The organism is Pseudoalteromonas sp. SG43-4, assembly GCF_014164325.1.
GTDB classification, from domain to species: Bacteria; Pseudomonadota; Gammaproteobacteria; order Enterobacterales; family Alteromonadaceae; genus Pseudoalteromonas; species Pseudoalteromonas distincta.
On sequence record NZ_JACJFB010000015.1, the window covers coordinates 60,351 to 85,409 of the forward strand.

24 protein-coding genes and 1 pseudogene are annotated in these 25,059 nt (G+C 39.8%); 9 read left to right on the plus strand and 16 right to left on the minus strand.

Annotated features, from left to right (window positions below):
- Positions 1–13 precede the first annotated feature (13 nt).
- On the minus strand, positions 14–493 hold the full coding sequence (locus H5160_RS14640; protein WP_002958965.1) for a DUF2947 domain-containing protein: 480 nt from the start codon (positions 491–493) through the stop codon (positions 14–16).
- 60 nt (positions 494–553) lie between these two features.
- On the opposite strand from H5160_RS14640, the gene H5160_RS14645 reads away from it, so the two are divergent.
- The 3 genes from H5160_RS14645 to H5160_RS14655 all read left to right on the plus strand — a co-directional run bounded on the left by H5160_RS14645 (position 554) and on the right by H5160_RS14655 (position 3,144).
- Positions 554–793, plus strand: a complete 240-nt coding sequence (locus H5160_RS14645; RefSeq protein ID WP_039486721.1) for a DUF1653 domain-containing protein — start codon at positions 554–556, stop codon at positions 791–793.
- A 52-nt stretch (positions 794–845) separates the two neighbouring features.
- Positions 846–1,691, plus strand: coding sequence for a MoxR family ATPase (locus H5160_RS14650; protein WP_182737851.1), 846 nt, complete (start codon positions 846–848; stop codon positions 1,689–1,691).
- 265 nt (positions 1,692–1,956) lie between these two features.
- The gene (locus H5160_RS14655; RefSeq protein ID WP_182737852.1) at positions 1,957–3,144 is read left to right on the plus strand and encodes a VWA domain-containing protein; all 1,188 of its coding nucleotides are present in this window, start codon (positions 1,957–1,959) and stop codon (positions 3,142–3,144) included.
- Positions 3,145–3,364: 220 nt separating this feature from the next.
- Here H5160_RS14655 and H5160_RS14660 read toward each other — a convergent pair whose 3' ends face one another.
- The 6 genes and pseudogenes from H5160_RS14660 to tkt all read right to left on the minus strand — a co-directional run bounded on the left by H5160_RS14660 (position 3,365) and on the right by tkt (position 9,590).
- On the minus strand, positions 3,365–4,288 hold the full coding sequence (locus tag H5160_RS14660) for a hypothetical protein (RefSeq protein WP_182737853.1): 924 nt from the start codon (positions 4,286–4,288) through the stop codon (positions 3,365–3,367).
- A gap of 358 nt (positions 4,289–4,646) precedes the next feature.
- Positions 4,647–5,116 (minus strand): annotated as a pseudogene (locus tag H5160_RS14665) (GNAT family N-acetyltransferase).
- A gap of 71 nt (positions 5,117–5,187) precedes the next feature.
- Positions 5,188–6,363, minus strand: coding sequence for an NRAMP family divalent metal transporter (locus H5160_RS14670; RefSeq protein WP_182737868.1), 1,176 nt, complete (start codon positions 6,361–6,363; stop codon positions 5,188–5,190).
- A gap of 202 nt (positions 6,364–6,565) precedes the next feature.
- A complete protein-coding gene (hpf, locus tag H5160_RS14675; RefSeq protein ID WP_007376058.1) occupies positions 6,566–6,922 on the minus strand; it encodes a ribosome hibernation-promoting factor, HPF/YfiA family in 357 nt (118 codons plus the stop codon).
- 177 nt (positions 6,923–7,099) lie between these two features.
- Positions 7,100–7,414: a pyrimidine/purine nucleoside phosphorylase gene (locus H5160_RS14680; RefSeq protein ID WP_002958974.1), complete on the minus strand. Its 315-nt coding sequence runs from the start codon at positions 7,412–7,414 to the stop codon at positions 7,100–7,102.
- A gap of 184 nt (positions 7,415–7,598) precedes the next feature.
- Positions 7,599–9,590, minus strand: a complete 1,992-nt coding sequence (gene tkt / locus H5160_RS14685; RefSeq protein ID WP_182725113.1) for a transketolase — start codon at positions 9,588–9,590, stop codon at positions 7,599–7,601.
- Between the two features lie 304 nt (positions 9,591–9,894).
- On the opposite strand from tkt, the gene metK reads away from it, so the two are divergent.
- The 5 genes from metK (at position 9,895) to serA (ending at position 14,331) form a co-directional block, all read left to right on the plus strand.
- Complete coding sequence (metK, locus tag H5160_RS14690; RefSeq protein WP_002958976.1) at positions 9,895–11,046, plus strand: methionine adenosyltransferase; 1,152 nt, start codon at positions 9,895–9,897, stop codon at positions 11,044–11,046.
- Positions 11,047–11,221: 175 nt separating this feature from the next.
- The gene (locus H5160_RS14695) at positions 11,222–11,770 is read left to right on the plus strand and encodes a hypothetical protein (RefSeq protein WP_024595234.1); all 549 of its coding nucleotides are present in this window, start codon (positions 11,222–11,224) and stop codon (positions 11,768–11,770) included.
- Positions 11,771–11,788: 18 nt separating this feature from the next.
- Positions 11,789–12,385 carry a 5-formyltetrahydrofolate cyclo-ligase gene (locus H5160_RS14700; RefSeq protein WP_182737854.1) on the plus strand — a complete coding sequence of 199 codons (597 nt, stop codon included), beginning with the start codon at positions 11,789–11,791 and terminating at the stop codon, positions 12,383–12,385.
- 53 nt (positions 12,386–12,438) lie between these two features.
- On the plus strand, positions 12,439–13,092 hold the full coding sequence (gene rpiA, locus H5160_RS14705; RefSeq protein ID WP_002958979.1) for a ribose-5-phosphate isomerase RpiA: 654 nt from the start codon (positions 12,439–12,441) through the stop codon (positions 13,090–13,092).
- Positions 13,093–13,101: 9 nt separating this feature from the next.
- Complete coding sequence (gene serA / locus H5160_RS14710) at positions 13,102–14,331, plus strand: phosphoglycerate dehydrogenase (RefSeq protein WP_024595232.1); 1,230 nt, start codon at positions 13,102–13,104, stop codon at positions 14,329–14,331.
- Positions 14,332–14,383: 52 nt separating this feature from the next.
- Here serA and panP read toward each other — a convergent pair whose 3' ends face one another.
- The gene (panP, locus tag H5160_RS14715; protein ID WP_024595231.1) at positions 14,384–16,009 is read right to left on the minus strand and encodes a pyridoxal-dependent aspartate 1-decarboxylase PanP; all 1,626 of its coding nucleotides are present in this window, start codon (positions 16,007–16,009) and stop codon (positions 14,384–14,386) included.
- 532 nt (positions 16,010–16,541) lie between these two features.
- Between panP and H5160_RS14720 the strand changes: the two genes are divergently transcribed.
- Complete coding sequence (locus H5160_RS14720; RefSeq protein WP_182725116.1) at positions 16,542–18,422, plus strand: GGDEF domain-containing protein; 1,881 nt, start codon at positions 16,542–16,544, stop codon at positions 18,420–18,422.
- A 266-nt stretch (positions 18,423–18,688) separates the two neighbouring features.
- On the opposite strand, the gene H5160_RS14725 is transcribed toward H5160_RS14720, so the two are convergent.
- The 8 genes from H5160_RS14725 to folB all read right to left on the minus strand — a co-directional run bounded on the left by H5160_RS14725 (position 18,689) and on the right by folB (position 24,861).
- Positions 18,689–19,366 (minus strand): tRNA (guanosine(46)-N(7))-methyltransferase TrmB, encoded by a 678-nt coding sequence (locus H5160_RS14725; protein WP_182725117.1) that lies wholly within the window; start codon positions 19,364–19,366, stop codon positions 18,689–18,691.
- A complete protein-coding gene (locus H5160_RS14730) occupies positions 19,366–20,133 on the minus strand; it encodes an ABC transporter permease (RefSeq protein WP_002961025.1) in 768 nt (255 codons plus the stop codon). Before H5160_RS14730 ends, H5160_RS14725 begins: the two co-directional genes overlap by 1 nt.
- Entirely contained in the window at positions 20,134–21,063 is a 930-nt protein-coding gene (locus H5160_RS14735) for an ABC transporter ATP-binding protein (RefSeq protein ID WP_024595485.1), read from the minus strand.
- Complete coding sequence (locus H5160_RS14740) at positions 21,063–21,683, minus strand: flavin prenyltransferase UbiX (protein WP_002961027.1); 621 nt, start codon at positions 21,681–21,683, stop codon at positions 21,063–21,065. Before H5160_RS14740 ends, H5160_RS14735 begins: the two co-directional genes overlap by 1 nt.
- Before the next feature lies 1 nt (position 21,684).
- Entirely contained in the window at positions 21,685–23,040 is a 1,356-nt protein-coding gene (gene mpl / locus H5160_RS14745) for a UDP-N-acetylmuramate:L-alanyl-gamma-D-glutamyl-meso-diaminopimelate ligase (protein ID WP_182720488.1), read from the minus strand.
- A 175-nt stretch (positions 23,041–23,215) separates the two neighbouring features.
- Complete coding sequence (locus tag H5160_RS14750; protein ID WP_024595487.1) at positions 23,216–24,016, minus strand: undecaprenyl-diphosphate phosphatase; 801 nt, start codon at positions 24,014–24,016, stop codon at positions 23,216–23,218.
- Positions 24,013–24,501 (minus strand): 2-amino-4-hydroxy-6-hydroxymethyldihydropteridine diphosphokinase, encoded by a 489-nt coding sequence (folK, locus tag H5160_RS14755; protein WP_024604057.1) that lies wholly within the window; start codon positions 24,499–24,501, stop codon positions 24,013–24,015. Before folK ends, H5160_RS14750 begins: the two co-directional genes overlap by 4 nt.
- Positions 24,502–24,861, minus strand: coding sequence for a dihydroneopterin aldolase (gene folB, locus H5160_RS14760; RefSeq protein ID WP_024604056.1), 360 nt, complete (start codon positions 24,859–24,861; stop codon positions 24,502–24,504).
- Positions 24,862–25,059: the final 198 nt, after the last annotated feature.

The window sequence follows — 25,059 nt, forward strand, 5'->3', positions numbered from 1 at the left end:
GCAGCGCACTATTTTAAGCGCTTGGCTTTTCACCTAATTTTGCTTTACCTGATTCTAAAAATTGCACAACCGTATTACGCTTTTTACCAATCAATAGACTGCCATCAGCTAAAAACATAAAGTTTTGCCAATTGCGTTTAAATACATCAAACGTCGTTTCGATAATATTATCGCGTGCCATACAAAAATAAACCGTGGTGTTAGCTTCCCAATCTAAAAACGTTAAGATTGCTTCTGGTGGTAACGCATCGCCATTTTCCCACGCATCTTGCCAATCTACTTCTTGGCTAAAGCTTTTTTCTTGACCACACCAATCGGTGTCTTCAAAAAAATCAGGGTGATCAAACTCACGGCTCACCATGGTTGTCCAAAGTACGGCTGCGCGCTCGTCGCTCATAGGCTTTATTTTTGCTGCGTCTTCATCAGATACAGGTAAATCTTTGTGGCGAAAAACCCACGCCTTTTTGTAATCATCTAAAGAAATATAGTTCATAGTATTGGCAAATTAGTTAACATTAAAAGTGCAAAGCCAAATTATACAAGAGATCAAAACATGACTACAGCAATAAAACCACTTTCCCTAAAACCAGGCATATACCAACACTACAAAGGCCCGCAATATAAAGTTATTCATGTTGCCACCCATAGCGAAACCGAGGAACAGCTTGTGATTTACCAAGCACTCTATGGTGAATTTGGTATATGGGCGCGCCCACTTAGTATGTTTTTAGAAACTGTTGAAAAAGAAGGTGAGGTCATACAGCGTTTTGCTTATATTGGACCTGCTGCTTAACTATGGCATTATAACAAAATAACTTACTGCTCAGACCAGACAAGGGTACACCGTGCAATTTAATTCAACTGACAATTACATAGCGAGTAGCGCGCTTAAACAAGCTGTAAATGCTGCCATTATGCTCGAAAAACCACTTTTAATTAAAGGCGAACCTGGCACAGGTAAAACCATGCTGGCTGAGGAGTTGGCTAAAAGCTTAGATACCACGCTTATTCAGTGGCATATAAAATCGACTACTAAAGCGCAGCAAGGTTTATACGAGTACGACGCGGTTTCGCGCCTGCGCGACAGCCAACTAGGTGACGAGCGTGTACACAATATTGGCAACTACATCGTTAAAGGTAAGCTTTGGCAGGCATTTACGTATGCAGAGCTTAACGGCAAACGCCCAGTGCTTTTAATTGATGAAATAGACAAAGCCGACATAGAGTTCCCAAACGACTTACTACTTGAGCTTGATAAAATGGAGTTTCATGTTTATGAGACTAACGAGCGCATTGTCGCAAAAGAGCGCCCTATTGTAATCATCACATCAAATAACGAAAAAGAATTGCCGGACGCATTTTTACGCCGCTGCTTTTTTCATTACATTGATTTTCCTAGCAGCGACGAAATGCAGCAAATTATTGACGTGCACTACCCTAACGTTAAACAGGATTTAGTACGCCAAGCACTTGAAGTGTTTTTTAACCTGCGCGAAGCAAACGGCCTTAAAAAGAAACCTTCCACCAGCGAATTACTCGATTGGTTAAAGCTTTTAATGGCTGAAGACATAGACGCTAAAACACTGCACGACAAAGCGCAAAAAGGCGGATTAATGCCAATGTTTGGCGCCTTACTTAAAAACGAGCAAGATATAAGCCTAATCGAAAAACTTGCATTTATGAGCCGCTAGGGCCTGTTGACCTTTCAGGATTAAATTTGTTCTAACTAAGGACGTTTTAATCGTGGCGCGAGGTTTGTAACCTAGTGGGCTAAGTAAAAGCCGAGCAACAAAGAGTTAATCGTCCCTAGGACGAACCTTCAGGCAGCGCGTGTTTGGTATTTATGCTGTGTTATCGCCTATTTATGGGGAATAACCACACTACATAGGCTCTGCCTTGCCTAAATACCAAACACACTGCTGCAAATTTAACCTCGAAAGATAAACAGGCCCTAATATGTTAGTACAGTTTTTTTTCAAACTGCGTGAATACCGCCTACCTGTAAGCCTGCGCGAATTACTCGATTTAATTAACGCCTTAAAAAAAGGCGTTATATTTGCCGACGTAGACGCCTTTTACCATTTAGCACGCACCATAATGGTAAAAGACGAAACGCACTTTGATCGATTCGACAAAGCCTTTAGCGACTACTTTAGCGGTATTGCCGACCTTGATTTGCTCGAGAGCTTAAAGCAACAGCACAACCTACCTGAAGATTGGCTACGTAAAGAGTTTGAAAAACACCTAAGCGATGAAGAAAAAGCCCAACTAAAAGCCATGGGCGGGCTCGACGAGCTTATGAAAACCCTAAAAGAGCGTTTAGAAGAGCAACAAAAACGCCACGCTGGCGGTAATAAATGGGTGGGCACTGGCGGTACATCACCTTTTGGTGCGTACGGCTATAACCCAGAAGGCGTGCGTATAGGGCAAGACGGCAACCGTAATCGCCAAGCGGTAAAAGTGTGGGATAAACGAGAATACAAAAACCTCGACACGGACCGCGAAATCGGCTCGCGTACAATTAAACTCGCCCTTAAGAAGTTACGTAAATTTGCCCGCACAGGCGCAAGCGACACGCTTGATTTAAACGAGACTATTCGCGCTACTGCAAAACAAGGCGGCATGCTTGATGTAAAAATGGCACCCGAACGCCACAATGCAGTAAAAGTATTGATGCTGTTTGATATTGGCGGCTCAATGGATGACTACATCCACACCTGCGAAGAATTATTTAGCGCCGCTCACAGCGAGTTTAAACACCTAGAGTTTTACTACTTTCATAACTGTTTATACGAGCACGTTTGGCAAGACAACGCGCGCCGACATACAAACGTGATTGACACCATGACGCTGATTAATAAATTTACCAGCGACTACAAAGTAATATTTGTTGGCGATGCCACTATGGGCCCATATGAAATAGCCTACCCTGGCGGCTCGGTAGAACATTACAACGAAGAGCCCGGCAGTGCATGGTTATCACGTATAACAAACCACTTTGATAAAGTCGCCTGGCTCAACCCACAACCAGTTGAACACTGGCCGTACTATCAATCAATTGGCTTTATAAAAGAGTTAATGAACAACCGCATGTATGCGCTGAGTTTAGATGGGATAAGTAGAGCGATAAAAGAGCTGAGTTAATACTAAGTATTAGAGTCATATGAGGTTAAAATAACCTCCAAAACGTCAAAATAATGCTTTGAATTTTCTAAGTTATTAATTCAAACATTGTTCTTACCTTGGAGGTAGACTTGTTAAGCTCTGATCGATTTCAGCCTACTTGTTGCATATTCAGCACCTTACAGAGATTAATGCAGCATGGCCTTAAAAAGCCACACTACTTAATATTAAAAGCTATTTATTATAAGGTTATTCGATAGATCTCATTCCTACCTTTTACACTTGATACGACGACCTCTTTAACTTCAGCTTTTAATTGGCCACTATTACAGCCGACAAATTCAAAAGTGTAATTTATATCTATATAGGCTGTACCTATATCTGGATAAATTCCAAACGTCTTATAAAAATCAACTTTCCTTGTATCAAAATAAAAACCCCCATCTTTAGATAGAACTGGGGACTCTATATTGTCAAACCATTTTTTTGTATTAAAACCGACGCCCATTAGTTTGTTAGTATAAGTTTCTCTAGAAAAAAACCGCCCTCCGTATTGAGCTGTTCGGCTAGAATAATCCATATTATCATAATCATTTATTACATAAATAGATTGATTTCTTTTTAGTTGACTCCCAAAAGCCTCCAGAGCAACCTTTTCCCTTTTTGTAATAGCTCTATGGTCTCTATATTTGCTTGCTCTCATCCACCCACTCGGAAGCTCTGGTGAGAACCAATGATCATACGTATTAAAAACTACATTGTCGGGTACCGCACTTCGTTCTACAATATTTTCCCCTGTTACGGAGCCGCCTTTGTACAAAACCATTAGGCCAGTTTCTTCGTCATACCTCGAAAAAGCTGCAGGTTGTGATATTTTAAATTGCTTACCATCTACATTGGATTTCATTTTTTTTCGTTTTTCTTGCCAATCATTCCATACTGACTCTTTAATAGCTTTTCTTTCCTCTGGAGATTGGGTCGCACTGTTTCCAACATATTTAGTTATAGCGTCATAAGATTGAGAGCAATATCCGACTGTACCAGAGTATATATCGGTAGCAGAAGGCTCTTCAGATGCTAGTAAAATAGACTCTAAACCGGTACTTTTACAACCGCCAAAAAAAAGAGTTGATGTAATAAGTGCCAGTAAATAGTTTTTTTTCATTATAATTATTCCTTTATAAAATATTTAAATCGTTAAGGGATCTAAAAATCGTGCAATTATATTTTTCTACACAGTGTTGTAGAAAAATATAAAACCCATCCACGGCGCAAAAACCTGTTTCTTTAGAATTAAAAACCACTTAACAATCAATATTATATAGAAAATAACCTACAGTTCAATTATTAATACAGATAACCTCACCAATATCTAATGGGGGAACTCCAATGATATTGTGCGCGACAATGAATTAAAGTTATACATTTCGAGAGATAGCCATAATACTTTTGGTCACCATATCCAGAGGAAAATAAAAGAGGCATTTGACTTACAAATCTAGATTAATTAAACGAGTTAAAATCTAATCAAAAGATAATTGATTTTCTAAAACTTTATGAGTATGGGGGAAAGCCTTCAAGGATACTACAGAACATAGCTCGCAGTCTTTAAAACCAAATTGGTAGGAGCATCGTACAGGCAAAAACGCCTCTCCTGTGCCGGTCTCTAAACTTAGTTTTTTGTACCTCGCAAGGTCGCTTGCTCAATAATATGCGTGAGTAACTTAGCGGCTATGCCTTGGCGTAAATAGTTGCTTGATGTGCGCATTGATTTAATTTCGCCTTCGGTCACATTTAGTGCTTTTAAAGCGCCTACACCCGCTAAATTATTATCAATCCATAAGCTATAAAAGATTATATCGGGCTGAGTGAGTTTGCTCACATCAAGTGCATGTACGCTCTCAACAGGTGAGTGCTTTAGCATATCGTTATGATGCGCATGTAGTAGTTTTATAACGTGTGGGTTTGAAAGCTCACCTATTCTAATATCCATTTATACCTCGTTTAATCCTAGAATTTAATGCTTTAGGGCTTTAATGAAAACCCTAAAGTAAGTGGCTCTATTTAGGCTGCTAGTTTCCATACTACAAACGCAACAGCAAAGCCTACTAAATACACTAAACCTAACCACGTTAAACTACGTAATAGCACGCTGTGCTTTATAGCAGGCTCTGAGCGCACAAGGCTAAAGTTAAGCCATGCAAATACAGGCGTTGTAACAAAAGAAAGCGTCATGGCAAACGTAAGCATGGGGCCAAGGGCTGATTTAAAAAATAAAATAACGGCCATACCGGCAAATGCTTGTAGTATTAACCAAATATTTAAGCTGTGTTTTGATTGCCCAAAGCCAAGTAGTTTATGAGATTCGTTAAGCGTACGGGCGTAGCCATCTAGCACGGTGAGTGTAGTGCCAAACATACATAAAAAGGCGATTGCTGATACAAGCGGCCTTGCCCACTCGCCTATTGTTAATGCGTACATATCAATAAGCTGCTTGGCAAACGCGACACCGCCGAGTTCTATACTACTGGTTTGCCCGTACTGCACTAATACACCTAAGCTAAAAAATACCAAGGCTAAGCCAGCTGTAAGCCAGTAACCTACGTTAAAATCGAACAAGCCTTGGCTTTTAGAAACTGTTTGCTGCGCTTGTTTTTCTTTTAGCCATAAAGAACTTAATGCAGATATTTCGATAGGGGCTGGCATCCAACCCATTAAAGCCACCATAAAGCTCAGCATAGCCAGCTCGTAAGGTGATGGGCCAACATAGTCAGCAGGCGCCATTGGGCCATTACTAAACGCGATAACTAACGCAATAACGGTAGCCAGCGTTAATAACCCCATTATGCCTTTGGCCACACTGTCGAGCGCTTTAAAGTGCCCTAACAATAATATGGCTAAGCACACTCCTAATAATATCCAACATAGCAGTGTTACTTCTATCACTACGGGCAACGCGTAATGCAGTAAGCTTGCAGTAAGTAGTAATACGCCAGCGGTATTAACTACGGCGGCTACAATGTTTAAACCGATAAAACTGTAAAAATAAAACGGGCCTTTACTTTTATAGCCCTCCACTAGGCTATTTTTAGTCGCGAGTGTGTATTCCATACCAAAGCGAAAAAACGGGTACTTTAAAACATTAACAACCAGTATTAGCCAAAATAGTTGCCAGCCAAATATTGCCCCAGCTTGCGTAGAGGCAACTAAGTGAGAACCGCCAATAGCGGCTGTTGCCATGAGTATTCCAGGTCCAAGCGCACCTAGTCGAGACTTCCATACTGCTTTTGTTGTGTGCATTAATTTCTCAAAATATGTGTGTTGTGTGTTCTTTTTATTAATTTTTATAATTAATAAACTGCAAGAACGCATAACTTACCTAAATTACAGGCAATAAAAAAGAGCCATACGGCTCTTTTTTACAATACTTTGTGACTAAATTTTATTTAAGATCCATCTCTTGGATGATCTCGTGTGCGATTTCAGGTGTAGTGCTAACAGGCTTTTCGTGTAAGTTTGCTTTTATCTGCCCTTTTCGATGTTTTAGTGCCGCATCGAGTTTTTTAGCTGCGCTTGCAATGGCAGGGTACATAACTTCGTTTTCCCCTTTTACCGATATGCGCGTGCCTTCGTAATTAGTGCTAATTTCAGCTTGGATTTTATGATGCTCTTTAGACAAAATAATATCGAGTGCAATAAGCGATGGAAAGTGGCTCTCGATTTTTGAAAATTTTTCGTTGATGTGCTCTCTAATAGAGTCAGTAACTTCAACATGGTGACCAGAAAGATTAATTTTCATAGGGTATCCTTTTATTTGTTACCTCATAAATAGTATTGGGGGCTATTTAGATTAACACAAGGAAAAAAGAGAGATATTTGAGGTTTATTTGCGGTTTTTGGTGATTTAAATCATGCGTTGTGCAAAGTTTATGCAAAGCCCATAGTGCATGGGCTTTCAGACGTCTAGCTGTATTGATTAATCTGTGTACGAACAACAGTAGTCAGCAAAATCAGATACTTTTACTTTAAAGCTTACATTTGCATCAACATTAAACGATTCACCTGCGTTAAATGTTTTCCACTCACTTGCCCCTGGTAATAAAATATCCCATTGGCCAGCTAAAAGCTCCATGCATTCTTTTTGGTTTGTATCAAAAACAAACTCACCAGGTTGCATAAAGCCTAAAGTTTTCGCTTCGCCATCACCTAAAATAACGGTACGGCTCGACACTTTTCCGTCAAAATATACATTGGCTTTTTTTACTACACTTACGTTATCGAACTTTGGCATTTTTAGCTCCTGCTATTAATTTAAGATTTTTATTTATAAATTTTATCGCACTACCTTGCCTGATAGCTTACTTTCTTGCAAGGAAAGCAGCATTGTTCAAGGTGAAGTTGCTTCATGTAAGGGCATAAAAAAACCCGCAACATGTGCGGGTTTTTCAATTACTTACTTTATTTAATCAAAGCGATTAAAAAAGCTCGTTTGCTTTACTTACAATGTTTGCCACTGTAAAGCCAAAGTGCTCAAACAGCTCACCAGCAGGTGCCGACTCACCAAAGGTAGTCATACCTACTACTGCGCCATTTAGACCTACGTACTTGTACCAGTAGTCAGCAATACCTGCTTCTACTGCTACGCGGCGTGTAACAGATGCCGGTAATACGCTTTCTTTGTATGCTGCGCTTTGATCTTCAAAGGCATCAGTACATGGCATAGATACAACACGTACCTTTTTACCTTGGCTGCGTAGCTCAGTTGCTGAATCTTGTGCTAGTTGCACTTCAGAACCCGTTGCAATGAAAATAATCTCAGGGTTGCCGTCACAGCTAAGGATGTAACCACCCTTTTTAACATCGCTTAATTGCTGTGCGTCACGCGCTTGTTGCTCAAGACCTTGGCGAGTAAAGATTAACGATGTAGGACCGTCTTTACGCTCAATAGCTTGTTGCCATGCAATTGCCGACTCAACTTGGTCACAGGGGCGCCAGTTGTATAAGTTAGGCGTTAAACGCATGCTTGCAATTTGCTCTACTGGTTGGTGAGTTGGACCATCTTCACCTAAACCGATTGAATCGTGCGTGTATACAAAAATGCTTGGTTGCTTCATTAATGCAGCCATACGTACGGCATTTTTTGCATATTCAACAAACATTAAGAACGTAGCACCGTAAGGAATAAAGCCTTTATGAAGGGCAATACCATTCATAATTGCCGACATACCAAACTCACGTACACCGTAGTAAATGTAGTTACCGCTTGCATCGTCGTGTGTTAAACCTTTAGAGCCATCCCAAATTGTTAAGTTTGAGCCTGCTAAATCGGCTGAGCCACCCATAAATTCTGGTAATAACGGACCAAATGCGTTTAATGCATTTTGCGATGCTTTACGAGACGCTGGGTTTGCAGGGTTTGCTTGTAATTGCTCAATGTACGCTTGAGATTTTTCAGCCCAATCGCCAGGCAGTTCGTTATTAATACGACGCTTATATTCAGCTGCAAGCTCTGGGTATGCTTTTGCGTATGCTGCAAATTTTTCGTCCCAGCTTGATTCAAGCTGTTGACCTTTTTCTTTGCTATCCCATTGTGCGTAAATATCATCAGGAATTTCGAACGCATCGCCAGTCCAACCTAAGAATTCGCGAGACGCTTTTATTTCGTCATCACCTAGTGGTGCACCGTGACAATCGTGGCTACCAGATTTATTAGGTGAGCCGTAACCAATAATTGTTTTACAACAAATTAGTGATGGTTTATCGGTAACACTTTTAGCTTCTGCAATTGCAGCACTTATAGCATCGCTGTCGTGGCCATCAACACCACTAATTACATGCCAACCGTATGCTTTAAAGCGAGCTGGCGTGTCATCTGTAAACCAACCTTCTACTTCACCATCGATTGAAATGCCGTTGTCATCCCAAAATGCAACAAGTTTACCCAGACCTAATGTGCCTGCAAGTGAACCAGCTTCATGAGAAATACCTTCCATAAGGCAGCCATCGCCCATAAATGCATAGGTAAAGTGATCAACAATATCGTGACCTTCACGGTTAAACTGCGCAGCTAGCGCTTTTTCAGCAATTGCCATACCTACGGCATTTGTGATCCCTTGACCTAATGGACCCGTAGTAGTTTCGATCCCTGGTGCATAGCCATATTCAGGGTGACCTGGTGTTTTAGAATGCATTTGACGGAAGTTTTTAATTTCGTCCAGTGGTAAGTCGTAACCACTTAGATGCAATAGAGAATAGATAAGCATTGAACCGTGGCCGTTTGAAAGAATAAATCTGTCACGGTCAGCCCACTCTGGATTTGTTGGGTTGTGTTTTAGATAATCGCGCCATAATACTTCTGCGATATCAGCCATGCCCATAGGGGCTCCAGGGTGACCAGATTTGGCCTTTTGTACTGCGTCCATTGACAAGACGCGAATAGCATTTGCAAGTTCTTTGCGAGATGGCATGAATTCTCCTACCTTTATGTGTATTTGCGCGGGTATTTATGTGTTTGTTTATGCACCCAAGTAACTTGGGTTTGTTTATATCGACCATTCTTACTTATTGTGGGGGCTGTGTGCAATTAAAAACCCTATAAAAGTGAGGCATTATGAATATTTTTTAAGACCAAAAAGTTATTAGTAATTTTATTTAGACGTCTAGGCGTAAAAACACTATGCAAGGTGTTTTGTTTTCGATAAAATACGCCCCTTAATTTTTTAGCGCTAATACCGACGTTTGTGAAGCGCAATATTTGTGAGCAGAAATACAATGGCAAAACATTTATTTACTTCTGAATCAGTTTCTGAAGGTCATCCGGATAAAATCGCCGATCAAATCTCTGATGCGGTACTTGATGCTATCCTAGAGCAAGACTCTCATGCCCGTGTTGCGTGCGAAACTTACGTAAAAACAGGTATGGTTATGGTTGGTGGTGAAATCACTACTAGCGCATGGGTTGATATTGAAGAAATTACACGTAAAACAGTACGTGAAATTGGCTACACGCATTCAGACATGGGTTTCGATGCAGATTCATGTGCAATTTTAAACACTATTGGTAAACAGTCTCCTGACATTAACCAAGGTGTTGACCGTACTAGCCCAGAAGAACAAGGTGCTGGCGACCAAGGTCTTATGTTTGGTTACGCATGTAACGAAACAGAAGTACTAATGCCTGCGCCAATTACTTACTCACACCGTTTAGTACAGCGCCAAGCGCAAGTACGTAAAAGCGGCGAGCTTAACTGGTTACGTCCAGATGCAAAATCTCAAGTTACTTTTGCATACGAAAATGGTAAGCCAGTAGGTATTGATGCAGTAGTACTATCTACTCAGCACAGCGAAGACATTTCGCAAAAAGATTTAGTAGAAGCGGTGATGGAGACTATCATCAAGCCGGTGCTTCCTGCAGAGCTTATTACAAGCGCGACTAAATTTTTCATTAACCCAACGGGTCGCTTTGTAATTGGCGGACCAATGGGCGATTGTGGTTTAACAGGTCGTAAAATCATCGTTGATACATACGGTGGTATGGCTCGTCACGGTGGTGGTGCTTTCTCTGGTAAAGATCCATCAAAAGTTGACCGCTCAGCTGCATACGCTGCACGTTACGTTGCTAAAAACGTAGTTGCGGCTGGCCTTGCTGATAAATGTGAATTACAAGTTTCTTACGCAATCGGTGTTGCAGAGCCTACATCTATCAGCGTTGAAACGTTTGGTACAAGCAAGTTAGAAGAAAGCCGTTTAATCGAGCTTATTCGTGAACACTTTGACCTGCGCCCTTACGGCTTAATTCAAATGCTTGATTTAGAGCGCCCTATCTACCTTCCTACAGCGGCTTACGGCCACTTTGGTCGTGACGAATTCCCTTGGGAACGTACAGATAAAGCTGATGCACTTCGTGCAGCTGCAGGCCTTTAAGCTAAAAGTGTTGAAGTAAATTAAAAACGGCCCTTAATAGGGCCGTTTTTGTATCTAAAACTTATCAGTTACATTGTTTGTAGTGCGTCTACAAAATAACTATAAAATCGACCTCGAATTCTTTTGTACTTTAGGTATATACTCATTTCATTATAAAAGCTTTAGGGATAGTTAAATGGCCGATAACTTTCGCGTTATATTTGCAGGACTTGCCGATAACGTTGACATAAAAACAGCGTGCGCAAACTTAGCTGCAAAATTAAAAACGTCAGATGAAAAAGTAGCTCTTTTTTTTAAAGGTAAGCCGCTGTTTGCGCCAAGCGATAAAGACAAAGCGTTAAAACAGACTAAGTTATTAGCAAGCCTAGGTATTAAAAGTAAGCTGCAAGCTGTTTCAAATGCGATTCAAAATAGCTCCCCCGCAGCTGCAAATAACAACCAACGTGATGAACGTATTTTTGATGCACTTGATTACATCACTAGCAGCTTAATACGCCTTGAAGAAAAGCTAGATGAGCTAGAGCAACGCCTTCCTGAAGCTCAATTAAATACACCAGACGAAAGTGTAGACGAATGGCAAAATGACGACCTAATGCTAGATGAGGATTTAGCGACTCCTAAAAAACGCAGTAACTTACTTTTATATTCATTGATTGCAACTGCCACCATTTTGCTAGTTGTACTTGCTGTTTTTTTAATTTTTCCCGATTTATTCTCTTTTTAAAAATGGCTAATTAGTTTAATGAGCAATGAACGCGCACAAATAAGAGCTGAAATTCGTAACACCCGTAAAAACTTGTCAAATAATCAGCAAATAATTGCTGCGCAATCGCTAAAAATGAATTTTATTCAACACTTAAAAAGCGAAAACACAACGAATTCAAAGCATATTGCCATTTATTTAAGTAACGACGGAGAACTAGACACTTCATTGTTAATTAAAGAATTATGGAACTTAAACCACGTTGTTTATCTACCTATAATACACCCATTCAATGGCGCTAATTTACTATTTCAGCGCTATGAGAAAAACTCACCCATGAGGGCAAATCGCTATGGTATCTTGGAGCCTAAGCTGAACTGCTCTCAAATATGCCCATTACCAGCGCTTGATTACCTCCTTATGCCATTAGTGGCATTTGATAAACAAGGTAATCGCCTAGGAATGGGAGGTGGGTTTTACGACCGGACATTGGCACGTTTACACGAACAAAATTGGCAAAAACCACAACTAATTGGCCTTGCACATGAATGCCAAAAAGTTGATGCTCTACCAATCGAGTCATGGGACGTACCTCTTAAAACCATTATCACCCCAGATAAAACATACTGTTGGTAACATTTAATTTTGGTTACTAACCGCATATTTCTGACATACATGAGCACAAAGCAATGACACAAGACGAATTAAAAAAAGCAGCTGCTTGGGCAGCACTCGAGTTTGTAAAAGAAAACACCATTGTAGGTGTCGGTACAGGCTCTACTGTTAATCACTTTATTGATGCCCTTGGCTCAGTAAAGGACACTATTGTAGGCGCTGTATCAAGCTCAGAAGCGTCAACTGCACGTTTGGAAGCGTTAGGTATTGAAGTGTTTGAACTTAATAACGTGGATGCTTTAGATGTATACGTTGACGGCGCTGACGAAATAAACGCTCAAAACGAAATGATTAAAGGCGGCGGCGCAGCACTAACACGTGAAAAAATAGTAGCTGCAGTTGCAAAACAGTTTGTGTGTATTGTTGATGACACAAAGCTGGTAGATACATTGGGCGACTTCCCGCTTCCGGTGGAAGTTATTCCAATGGCGCGCAGCTACGTTGCACGAGAATTATTAAAACTTGGTGGTGACCCTGTTTATCGCCAAGGCGTAGTTACCGATAATGGTAACGTTATATTAGATGTATTTAACTTAAAAATTACCAATGCCAAACAACTTGAAACACAAATAAATTCAATTGTTGGCGTAGTTACCAACGGCCTATTTGCGATGCGAGGTGCTGATAAAGTGATTATCGGTACCAAAAATGGGCCACAAATTAAATAGGATGAGGTTATGAGTAAGGTATCGTTAGCAAAAGACAAAATTAAAATTCTCTTGCTTGAAGGTGTTCACCAAAGCGCTGTTGAAACGCTAAAACGTAACGGTTACAGCAATATCGACTACGTTAAAACATCCTTACCTGAGGACGAGCTTAAAGAGCGCATTAAAGATGTTCACTTTGTAGGACTTCGTTCTCGTACTCATATTAACCAAGCCGTATTAGACTCAGCTGAAAAGCTAGTTGCTATTGGTTGTTTTTGTATTGGTACAAACCAAGTTGATTTAGATGCTGCACGCGAACGTGGTATTGCTGTATTTAACGCTCCATTTTCTAATACTCGTTCAGTTGCTGAACTTGTACTTGGCGAAATTCTACTTTTATTACGTGGTATTCCAGAGCGTAATGCAGCGGCTCATCGTGGTGGCTGGTTAAAAACAGCAAATGGTTCGTTTGAAGCACGTGGTAAAACATTAGGTATTATTGGCTACGGTCACATTGGTACTCAGCTAGGTATTATGGCTGAAAATATCGGTATGAACGTGGAGTTTTACGATATCGAAGATAAGTTATCACTGGGTAATGCAACACAAGTTCATAACCTTACTCAGCTGTTACAACGCTCTGATATTATTAGCTTACATGTACCAGAAACACCGCAAACTAAAAACCTTATTGGTACAGCAGAACTTGCAGTTATGAAGCAGGGGTCTATTTTGATCAATGCATCACGCGGAACTGTTGTTGATATTGATGCTCTTGCAGAAGCGCTTACAGAGAAAAAACTAAGTGGTGCAGCAATCGATGTGTTCCCTACTGAGCCAAAATCTAACGATGAAGAATTTGTATCGCCACTGCGCCAATTCGACAATGTTATTTTAACGCCGCACATTGGTGGTTCTACACAAGAAGCGCAAGAAAACATTGGTATTGAAGTAGCGGGTAAATTGGCTAAATATTCAGATAATGGCTCAACTATTACTGCGGTTAACTTCCCTGAAGTATCGCTACCTGAGCTTGCTAATCGTAGCCGTTTATTACACGTACACCACAACCGCCCAGGTGTACTAACGCAAATTAACCAAGCGTTTGCACAGCACGGTATTAATATTGCTGCGCAATACCTACAAACAGACGCATCTATTGGTTATGTAGTTATTGATGTTGATACAGATCAATCTGAAGTAGCACTTAAAGAACTGAGCGCTGTTGAGGGTACAATTAGAGCACGTATTTTACATTAACCATTCTTTGATATTAAAAAAGGGTCCTTATGGACCCTTTTTTGTATTTAGATTACATATACTTTCTCAAGTATTTTTTGAATACCGGATCTGTTGCAGCCAACTCTTTTTGCTCAGCTAATATCTCTTTTAAAATAGCGCCTGAGGTAAGCGGGTTAGCAAGAACCACTCTAAATACAACCGTTGGTTGATTGTCGTATTTAGAAGGCGTTAAGCGTGTACGTGATACAAATGAGCGACCTGACTCGCGTTGACGCTTTTGCATACTGGCAGTAAAACGGTTCAGTGAAGCAAAAATATCTAACCGAGTTGCAGCATCTGCATCGGCTATTGCTTGTTTAATTTGCTTAGGTACATAACGATACGTTAATAAGCACAACTCAGGCTCCGAAATAAGCTCAAAGTCTTCATCAGCCTTAATTAAATCAGCAAAGTAATGTGCTTTTTTGATGCTGCGATCAATCAGCATTTCGTAACCTTTACGACCAATAACACGTAAGCAAGCATGTACTAACATTGCCATACCCGGTCGGCTGCCTTCAAGCGTGTGGCTACCTAAGTCTTTTGAACCTTTACGTAATATGTACTCAGCGTGATGCTCTATTGCATCAGTTGCAGCGGGGTCTTTAAATAAAACCAAACCCGCTCCCATTGGTACATACATTTGTTTATGTGCATCGATGGTAATTGAATCTGCTCGCTCAATCCCTTTTAGTAAAGGACGGTGCGTACTCGATAAAAGGGTCGCTCCTCCCCATGCAGCATCTACATGAAAATGGCAGTTAATGTCTTGTGCTAAGTCGGCCATTTCATCAAGTGGGTCAATATTACCGGTTTCGGTTGTCCCCGCGACCCCAATAATCGCCATTACTTTAATGCCTTGCGCTTCAAGCTCACGTGCTTTTTCGCGCATAGCTCCTACATCAACTTTATTATTTTCACAGGTTTTAATACCAATTAAGTTATCGCGACCAATGCCGAGTAAATCAACCGATTTACCTAATGAGTAATGCCCGCGTTCTGATATTAATACTGCTAAACCTTTATAACCGTAATGCAGCATACCAGCAATTAAGCCTTGTGCACCTATGCCTCTAAAATCGCCATCAGGTTTTAATAAGCGGTTTCGCGCAATCCAAAGCGCAGTAATATTAGCAACCGTACCACCAGAGCAAAATGCACCTAATGAGGTTTTAGCACTGTGCATCCATTTAGAATAAAATGAGTCTTCTTGCCCATAAGCTAAATGATGCATCATCCCAAGCACTTGACGCTCAAGAGGCGTAAACGCTTTAGATGTTTCTATTTTTACTAGATTTTGATTTAGCCCTACCATCAATTTTGACAGCGGTAATAAAAAGTGCGGCAAGGCAGAGGTCATGTGACCAATAAAACTAGGCGCAGCTGTATGCACAGAATGTGCAACAAGTTGCTCCATTATGTCTTGGGCATAAGCAGAGACAAACGTTGGATCTTCTGGGATCACTGCCGATTGAAAATCTTTTTCTATTTCATGTAATGGTTTTTCAATTGCCGCTATATTTTCGTTTAGAAAACCTGCTAAATTACTCGAAATTTCAAGCTCGATTTTGCTTAAAGTTGAGTCTGGCGCTTCAGGTACAGTAAATATACGCTTAAGGCTTTCTTTAGAGGCGACGGCACAACGCTTTTGATCCATCTTAATACCTAGTGTGTGTGTAGCTAAAACACGCGCTTACCCATCAAAAACGCCTACTTATTAGGACATTTGGAGGAATCGTGTTTCTTTAAAAATTGCGCTAACTTTACTGCAATATAACTAAAATGTCTCGTTTAAACCTATAAAAGCAATCAAAGCGATGACAAAAAAATGATAATTTAGGGTCTATTTATCTTTCAAGGTTAAATTTGCAGCAGCCTGTTTGGTATTTAGGCAAGGCAGCGCCTATGTAGTGTGGTTATTCCCCATAAATAGGCGATAACGTAGCATTAATGCCAAACAGGCGCTGCCCAAAGGGTTCTGCCTAGGGTCTATTTACTCTTTGTTGCTCGGTTTTTACTTAGACCACTAGGTTACAAATCTCGCGCCGCGATTAAATCGCCCCTAGTTTGAACAAATTATAATCCGCAAAGATAAACAGACCCTAATTAAAACTCTACCAAACCTAATTATTTATTGGGCATTTACTTATTTTGGGTATAATAAATTTGATAACAAAAAAGGGACACATATGCCAGAAGGAAGAGTCAAAGTTAGTTGGATAGTGGCAGGCTTTAGCTTGTTTTTAATAAGCTTGCTAACCTACGTTTACTACACTTACCAAACCACGCGTGCTGAAATAATGCAGTCGGTTGATAATCGCTTACTTAATGCCGCCACCAGCGTTAAACATATTTTAGGTGACGATTATTTAAGTGCGGTTAATCAAGGCGATAATATAAGTTTTTCTTACTATCAAGATAAAAGTAAACAACTCTCTGAGTTTGCTCAAGCACTTGATATTGCTTATGTCTATTCAATGATTTTAAAAGACGGTAAGGTGCTTTTTAGCTCATCAAGCTACACGCAAGACGATCAGAATAATGGCAAGGTAACTCAATTTTTAGATCTCTACCCTGAAGCTACCGATGCAAATATAAGTGCTTTTTATTCAACAGAGCCAGTATTTGAAATATCGAGCGATCAGTGGGGCCACTTTAAAACAATTTTTATTCCTTACGTTGACCCAATCAACGGCAATACCTATTTAACGGGTGCCGATATAACTATTTATGATTTAAACGAGAAACTTAAAGAAAGCGTATCAAAAGCAGCTGCAATGGCTAGCTTCTTCTTTTTTATCGCGATACTCGTTGCCGCCATATATATTTATTTACTAAAACGGTCTTTAGCAACTGACTCAAGTACTGGTTTTTCAAATCATATTGCACTTGAGTACTTTATTAAAAAAAGTAATGCTCATCACATGCAATTAGCCGTTATTTGGGTTAATGAAATAGAAGATATAAACAGTTTTTATGGCACTGAAGTGGGTGACAAGGTAATGAAAAACTTACTTATTCACTTTAAACTTAGAAGCTCTACGCATTGCCATATATACAGACTAGCAACAAATAAAATAGTATTACTCGCGCCTAAGGAAATGAGTAATGACGAATTTACCGACCTCGTAAAAACATATAACTTTAATACACCGGTATTAACTGACCCTTTTATCTACATAACCCTATGTGCAGGTATTGCCAGTGGTAATAAATCGCTACTACTTGAAAACGCTCATATAGCAGCGCTGCAAGCTAAACAAGGCAGGCATAGTGTAGTTAACTACTCAAAAGCGCTACACGATGTAAAAACGCAATATCAATACAATGTAGAAATGGCTAAAGAAGTGCGAGAAGCGTTTGATAACAATCGTATAGTACCTTACTTTCAACCCATTATTGACACAAATACCAATAAGGTCGTTCAATACGAATGTTTAGCTCGAATGGTAACAGCGCAAGGGGAAGTATTAAAACCTGATGCATTTTTAAATGTTGTTACCCGCTCAAGAATGGACGGAATACTTACCCGTACTATATTTTCACAATGTGTTAGTCGCTTTAGAAAAACCGATATTTGCTGGAGTTTAAATATAACAGCACAAGATATGCTCGACCCTAATTTAAGTGAGTTTATTGCGGACGAACTTAAGCGCTACCCGCATCCTGGTAATATCACATTAGAGCTTTTAGAAACCCAAGCTATTGCCAACTTCTCTGAAGTAAAAGCATTTATTGGAATGGTTAAAACAAAAGGCGTTAAGGTTATTATTGATGACTTTGGTAGTGGTTATTCAAATATATCAAACGTACTTAAGCTTGAAGTAGATGGTATTAAATTAGATGGCGCACTAATAAAGCAAATAGTGAATGACAAAGATATCTACTTGTTTATTGAGCATATAGCCAGCTTTGCTAATCAACTTGGTTTACAATTAATGGCAGAGTCGGTAGAAAATGCAACCATAGTAACCGCACTTAAAAAGGCGAATGTGACACTAATGCAAGGCAATTATTTTGCCCACCCAGTGCCACATGTTAATACGGTTACAGAAGAATTAGCACTTTGACTTACTTTAACCAGGGCGTGTTGATCTTTGTGGATTGAAATTTGTTCAATCTAGGGGCGATTAAATCGCGGCGCGAGGTTTGTAACCTAGTGGGCTAAGTAAAAACTGAGCAACAAAGAGTTAATCGTCCCTAGAAAGAACCCAAAGGGCAGCACATGTTTGGTCTTTATGCTGCGTTATCGCCTATTTATGGGGAATAACCACACTACATAGGCTCCGCCTTGCCTAAAAACCAAACATGCTGCTGCAAAATCAATCACGAAAGGTCAACACGCCCTAGGTAAGTTTATAACGAGTCGGTGGCTTTGCTGGCCACTGGCCCAGTATTTACGCTCAAAAGGCGTAATTGCATCGTCTGACTCATAAAGTGTTACATCGCAAGGGTTGCCTGTTAATTCAAGCGCCCGAGCAAACTCCTTAACGTAAATATCCCAATTGCTGCGCACTTCTAATTTTCCACCTAACTTAACGATAAATGGAAAAATAGCTGCGCCATGCCAGCGCCTACGAATATGCTTAGATTTAGGCCACGGGTTTGGATACAACAAATAATGGTGCGTAGGTTGCCAATTGGCGGCTACCGCTAAACGCCAAAAGTCATTTAAATCTGCTTGCACTAAGATGTACTGACCACTGTCGGTTTGCTTATATTCAACATCATGCTTATCTAATCGGTGCGAAGATTTATCAATTCCAACTATAAGTGCATCAGGGTGGCGCTTAGCTAAGTTAGCTGAGCTTTCACCCACGCCACAACACGAGTCCAAAATAAGCGGGCCACTAAAGGCTTGTACTTTAGCATTAACCTCGTCAAATGCAGTTTGCGTATGCGCTGCAATTGGCTTTTTAAATTCAGCATCTAAATGCTTATTTACTATTTCATCAAGCTTTTCGTGAATACCCACTTGATTAGATACAATACTACGTGAATTTGCATCACTCATTAGTGTCTTAGCCCCACACCTTTTTTAATTAAAGTTAGCGCTAAAGTAAATAACACCGTAATAAATACCAAAATAACACCTAGCGCTACACTTAAATCAACATCAGACACACCTAAAAAGCCATAGCGAAATGCATTTACCATGTAAATAATAGGGTTTATTTGCGATACGTTTTGCCAAAATTCTGGCAATAACGTAATTGAATAAAATACACCGCCTAAGTAAGTTAATGGCGTTAGTATAAAGGTGGGAATAATACTTATATCGTCAAAGCTATTTGCATAAATTGCATTAATTAAGCCACCTAAAGCAAACACAGCTGAGGTTAAAATAACGGTCGCCATAATTACAAAAATATTATGAATTTGAATATCAACAAATAATAACGATACACAAGTAACTATAAAGCCCACCATAATACCGCGCGTCATACCGCCGCCCATATAACCCAGTACAATGATGTAATTAGGTACAGGTGCAACTAAAAGCTCTTCAATGCTTTTTTGAAATTTTGTTGAGTAAAAACTAGAGGCTACGTTGGAATAGGAATTAGTAATAACCGACATCATTATAAGGCCAGGTACAATAAACTCCATATAACTAAAGCCGCCCATATCACCAATACGTGAACCAATTAAGTTACCAAAAATAACAAAATATAAGCTCATCGTAATTGCTGGCGGCACTAAGGTTTGTACCCAGATACGTAAAAAACGAATACACTCTTTAATCCATAAACTCTTTAAGGCTACGCCATATTTAAACATTTATTCGCCCCGCCCTTGCTCTAGTAATCCTACAAATAACTCTTCTAGTCTGTTTGCTTTATTTCGCATACTCAATACTGTATTTCCTTGGGTTGTTAATGCGCTAAATACCGCATTTAAGCCCTGTGATTTAGCGACTTCTACTTCAACAGTATGATCGTCCGTCATCGTAAACTTATAACCTTCAAGCGTGACAGGGTTTGCTGGCATTTTTAAATCTAAAATAAAGGTTTCTTTATCAAGTTTTGCAAGCAGTGCTTTAATGGTGGTGTTTTCAACAATTCGACCAGAATCAATAATCGCTATGTTTTTACACAGTAACTCAGCTTCTTCAAGGTAGTGTGTGGTTAAAATAATAGTAACGCCTTGCTCATTTATTTGGCGTAAAAAATCCCACATTGAACGACGAAGTTCAATGTCTACACCCGCTGTTGGCTCATCAAGTATAAGTAATTTTGGCTCGTGCATAAGGGCGCGTGCAATCATTAATCGACGTTTCATTCCGCCTGAAAGCGTACGTGCTTGCTTGTCTTTTTTCTCTAACAAACCCAGCTGCGCTAAATATTTATCAGCACGTTTATGGGCTTCACCACGTGGCACACCATAATAACCGGCTTGGTTAACCAGTATTTGGCTAAGCGTTTCAAACTGGCTAAAGTTAAACTCTTGCGGCACTAGGCCTAAATGCGCTTTTGCAGCTTCTAAATCAGTATCAATATCACAGCCAAAAACTTCTACTTTGCCTTTTGTTTTATTAACAAGTGACGAAATAACACCAATAGTGGTTGATTTACCGGCTCCATTTGGACCAAGCAAAGCGAAAAAATCGCCCTCTTCAACTTGTAAATCAACGCCTTTAATTGCCTCAACACCATTTTTATAAACCTTGGTAAGGCCTTCTATATTTAAAGCAATATTTTGCTTATTCATTACTTACCCTCACCATAACCCCAACGTTTTGTTAGGTTATGCTCAATGTTTAAATGATCTAAAATTCTCGCCACCATAAAATCAACTAAGTCTTCGATACTTTGTGGCTTATGATAAAAACCAGGTGCGGCTGGCATAATTGTTACCCCTAAACGAGATAACTTAAGCATGTTTTCTAAATGAATTTCGTTAAATGGTGTTTCGCGAGGCACTAAAATGAGCTGTCCGCGTTCTTTAATTACCACATCAGCGGCGCGCTCTAATAAATTATCAGACGCCCCCACTGCAATTGCAGAAACCGACCCGGCACTACATGGGCATACTACCATTTTTTTAGGAGCAGCAGAGCCCGAAGCCACAGGGCTAAACCAGTTATCTTTACCGTATACTTTTAGCTGTTCAGGTTTGGCATTAAACAGCGTACTTAACTGCTCTGTGGCTTTATCTTCATTACCAGAGAGCTTAATATTTGATTCTGTATCAAGCACCACGCGTGCTGCACTTGAAATGAGAACGTAGACCTGAAATTGCTGCTCTAGTAATACTTCAAGTAACCTAAGCCCATAAGGCGCACCCGATGCACCACTAAATGCGAGCGTAATTCTATCTTTAAATTGCACACTATTCTCCGCTGTATTTATCAGCTAAGCCATCAACAAGGTGTTGATGAAGGCCATTAAAACCACCATTGCTCATAATTAAAATATGTTGATTAGGCTCAATATTTTCAAGCACTGTATCAATAATTGTTTGTGTGCTGTTAAAGCACTGCATGCCTGCTTTATCTGCTTGCTCTTTTAGCGACCAATTTAGATTCTCTGGTTCAAAAAGGAGTACGTTGTCAGCATCACGCAGTGAATCTAATAATGTATATTGGTGCACGCCCATTTTCATGGTGTTTGAGCGCGGCTCTAAAATAGCGATAATTTTTTCATCGCCTACTTTTGCGCGCAATCCTGCAAGCGTAGTTTTAATTGCTGTTGGGTGATGCGCAAAGTCGTCATACACTTTAATATTATTTATATCCGCCTTTAGCTCCATACGCCTTTTAGGGCTAATAAATTCTCCTAACGCATCAATACTATGATCAATGGCTATACCCACATGGCGCGCTGCTGCGATAGTCATAATCGCATTTTTAACGTTATGCTCGCCTATTGCTTGCCAACAGACAGTGCCCTGCTTTTCGCCATTAAGTAATACATTAAACTCACTTCCATCGGCTTTTATTAATTCATAGCTCCAATCATCGCCTAGCGTTTCGCTTTCGCTCCAAAGCCCTTGTGCTATTACATCATTAAGCGCTACGTCTTGCTTTGGCCAAATTACCTTGCCGCTTTGAGGTAATGTACGCATTAAGTGATGAAATTGTTTTTTTATTGCGTTTAAATCTTCAAAAATATCAGCGTGATCGAATTCAAGATTATTTAAGATAAGTGTACGCGGGAGGTAATGTACAAACTTACTGCGCTTATCAAAAAAAGCAGTGTCGTATTCATCGGCTTCAATAACAAAAAATGGCGTTTCACCCACTTTTGCCGATACACCAAAATTTTGCACTATGCCGCCAATTAAAAAACCTGGTTTTAAACCTGCGTACTCTAACACCCACGCAAGCATACTTGCTGTGGTTGTTTTACCATGCGTACCAGCAACCGCAAGCACCCAAGAATCTTGCAGTAAGTTATGCTTAAGCCACTCAGGGCCAGATGTATAAGGCAGACCTTTATCAAGCACATATTCAACACATGGGTTACCCCGGCTCATTGCATTACCAATAACGACCATATCTGGCTTTGGCTCTAATTGAGATACCGCGTAGCCTTGAGTCAGTTCAATGCCAAGCTCTTCAAGTTGCGTACTCATTGGTGGGTAAACGTTTTGATCGGAACCCGTTACTTTATGACCCAACGATTTAGCAATGGCTGCAATACCGCCCATAAACGTGCCACAAATGCCCAAAATATGTATATGCATATACTTTCCTTAAATCGTATGCTCACTTTACAGCTATGCAAAGTTTAATGGCGCTATAATGCCAAAATTCGTGCTTAGTTACCATTGCGAGTAAGCATTTCACTCGTGCCAAAATGACCACTTGATAATAAAAAAGCCTTCTTAATTAGAAGGCTTTTTTATTAGTCATTATTTGCTACATCATTAAAAATACTATCAAACCTATACCGAGCAATAAACGATATATCACAAATGGCAACATGCCCATTCGCTCTATTACTTTTAAAAACATAAATATACATGCATAAGCCGATAAGAACGATAGCACCACACCTAGTAATAATGTATTCCAATCAACCACATGGTCACCCAAAGCAAGCTCTGCAGTATAATAAAGCCCCATCATAGAAATAATTGGAATTGCCAGTAAGAACGAAAAACGCGCTGCGCTTTGCTTATTCATTCCAAGCATTAAACCAGCAGTCATCGTGATACCTGAGCGAGAAGTTCCCGGGATCATTGCAACAGCTTGTGCAAATCCAATAATAAGTGCTGTTTTCCAATTAAGCTGATAAATAGTTTTAATTTGCTTACCTTTTGCATCCGCGTACCAAAGCAATAAACCAAACACAATTGTGGTAGTAGCAATTACCCAAGCGCTTCGTAGGTACAACTCTATAAAGTCTTTTAAAAGTAAGCCTAAAATAGCGGCAGGCACAGTGCCTAAAATTATCCACCAACCTAGCTTACTATCATCACTAGTACCCTGTGTTCCAAAGGATTTAAACCACGCACTGAGTATGTCGACGACCTCTTTACGAAAATAAATAACAACGGCAATTAAAGTACCAACATGGACTGCCACGTCAAACGCAAGCCCTTGATCTTCCCAGCCTAAAATTTGCGATGGGAGAATTAAGTGCGCAGAACTAGAAATTGGTAAAAACTCAGTAAATCCCTGTATGAGGGCTAAAATAATTATTTCGATGATACTCATGGGTTAGAAAACTCCACCTTCCATAGCTTTTGTTGAGGGTTATTATATTCATTCCATAACTGCGCAATCGTTTGTTTAGCTACAGGATGATAGAAATCTGGGGCAACCTCGCTAAGAGGTTGTAATACAAATGCGTTTTTAGTTATTTCATCTCGTGGTAATTGTGCTGGAGAAGCGCAAATTACATCATCATAAAATAGTAAATCTAAATCGAGCGTTCGTGGACTAAACTTTTTATCGTTCGCTGTGCGTCCATTATCACGCTCTATTTGTTTTAATAAAGCGCATACATCAACAAGCGACATATCAGTTGTAGCGCCAACGACTGAATTATAAAAATTATTGCCAGCAAACCCTACTGCTTCACTTTCAAAAACAGACGAGTGTACAATATGTTCAAAGTGCTGCTTAAGTGCAATTAATGCACATTGTATATAATGCGCTTTATTTATATTTGACCCTAGGCTGATATAAATTTGAGCCATTTAGTCAGTTGCCTTAACACGTGTAATTTCAACACCTACAGTTTGCGCTTGTGCTACTGCTGCAGGTTTACTTACTCTTATAGTAACTTGTGGAGTATTAAACTCGCTTAAAATAATATGCGCTAATTGTTCAACTAAAGTTTCTAGCAACTCTACAGGTTTTAAAGTGCAGTGCTCAATAACTCGCTCACTTACTTTTGAGTAATCGAGTGCTAAATTAATATCGTCATTTTCAGCTGCAGGCTTAATATCGCTTAGCATTTCAATATCAAAATAAAGGCTCTGTTTACTTTCTTTTTCAAAGTCGTACACTCCAATAATAGTGTCGACGTGCAATTGAGATATAAAAACCTTATCCATTGATACTCCAAATAACAACAAACTACTAAGCAACTATACTAAGCATCAATAAAATTAATACTGTATATGGTTTAGCCAGTGTTTAAATATGTAAAAATAACTTCTACAATAGCAAAATAACTAAACTAGCTATTAAATAGCCTGTTAATAATTTTTACGATAAATTTTGCTGCCAATAATAGCCTAAAAGCACTATCA

Excerpts from the sequence above, each read along its gene's own strand:
- H5160_RS14730 (WP_002961025.1), bottom strand. The coding sequence starts at position 20,133 with ATGTTTAAATATGGCGTAGCCTTAAAGAGTTTATGGATTAAAGAGTGT.
- H5160_RS14670 (WP_182737868.1), bottom strand. The coding sequence starts at position 6,363 with ATGGCAACAGCCGCTATTGGCGGTTCTCACTTAGTTGCCTCTACGCAA.
- H5160_RS14640 (WP_002958965.1), bottom strand. The coding sequence starts at position 493 with ATGAACTATATTTCTTTAGATGATTACAAAAAGGCGTGGGTTTTTCGC.
- H5160_RS14680 (WP_002958974.1), bottom strand. The coding sequence starts at position 7,414 with ATGCCAAAGTTCGATAACGTAAGTGTAGTAAAAAAAGCCAATGTATAT.
- rpiA (WP_002958979.1), top strand. The coding sequence starts at position 12,439 with ATGACACAAGACGAATTAAAAAAAGCAGCTGCTTGGGCAGCACTCGAG.
- H5160_RS14750 (WP_024595487.1), bottom strand. The coding sequence starts at position 24,016 with ATGAGTATCATCGAAATAATTATTTTAGCCCTCATACAGGGATTTACT.
- folK (WP_024604057.1), bottom strand. The coding sequence starts at position 24,501 with ATGGCTCAAATTTATATCAGCCTAGGGTCAAATATAAATAAAGCGCAT.
- folB (WP_024604056.1), bottom strand. The coding sequence starts at position 24,861 with ATGGATAAGGTTTTTATATCTCAATTGCACGTCGACACTATTATTGGA.
- H5160_RS14655 (WP_182737852.1), top strand. The coding sequence starts at position 1,957 with ATGTTAGTACAGTTTTTTTTCAAACTGCGTGAATACCGCCTACCTGTA.
- hpf (WP_007376058.1), bottom strand. The coding sequence starts at position 6,922 with ATGAAAATTAATCTTTCTGGTCACCATGTTGAAGTTACTGACTCTATT.
- metK (WP_002958976.1), top strand. The coding sequence starts at position 9,895 with ATGGCAAAACATTTATTTACTTCTGAATCAGTTTCTGAAGGTCATCCG.
- H5160_RS14695 (WP_024595234.1), top strand. The coding sequence starts at position 11,222 with ATGGCCGATAACTTTCGCGTTATATTTGCAGGACTTGCCGATAACGTT.
- serA (WP_024595232.1), top strand. The coding sequence starts at position 13,102 with ATGAGTAAGGTATCGTTAGCAAAAGACAAAATTAAAATTCTCTTGCTT.
- H5160_RS14725 (WP_182725117.1), bottom strand. The coding sequence starts at position 19,366 with ATGAGTGATGCAAATTCACGTAGTATTGTATCTAATCAAGTGGGTATT.
- tkt (WP_182725113.1), bottom strand. The coding sequence starts at position 9,590 with ATGCCATCTCGCAAAGAACTTGCAAATGCTATTCGCGTCTTGTCAATG.
- H5160_RS14720 (WP_182725116.1), top strand. The coding sequence starts at position 16,542 with ATGCCAGAAGGAAGAGTCAAAGTTAGTTGGATAGTGGCAGGCTTTAGC.
- H5160_RS14645 (WP_039486721.1), top strand. The coding sequence starts at position 554 with ATGACTACAGCAATAAAACCACTTTCCCTAAAACCAGGCATATACCAA.
- panP (WP_024595231.1), bottom strand. The coding sequence starts at position 16,009 with ATGGATCAAAAGCGTTGTGCCGTCGCCTCTAAAGAAAGCCTTAAGCGT.
- H5160_RS14700 (WP_182737854.1), top strand. The coding sequence starts at position 11,789 with ATGAGCAATGAACGCGCACAAATAAGAGCTGAAATTCGTAACACCCGT.
- H5160_RS14660 (WP_182737853.1), bottom strand. The coding sequence starts at position 4,288 with ATGAAAAAAAACTATTTACTGGCACTTATTACATCAACTCTTTTTTTT.
- H5160_RS14735 (WP_024595485.1), bottom strand. The coding sequence starts at position 21,063 with ATGAATAAGCAAAATATTGCTTTAAATATAGAAGGCCTTACCAAGGTT.
- mpl (WP_182720488.1), bottom strand. The coding sequence starts at position 23,040 with ATGCATATACATATTTTGGGCATTTGTGGCACGTTTATGGGCGGTATT.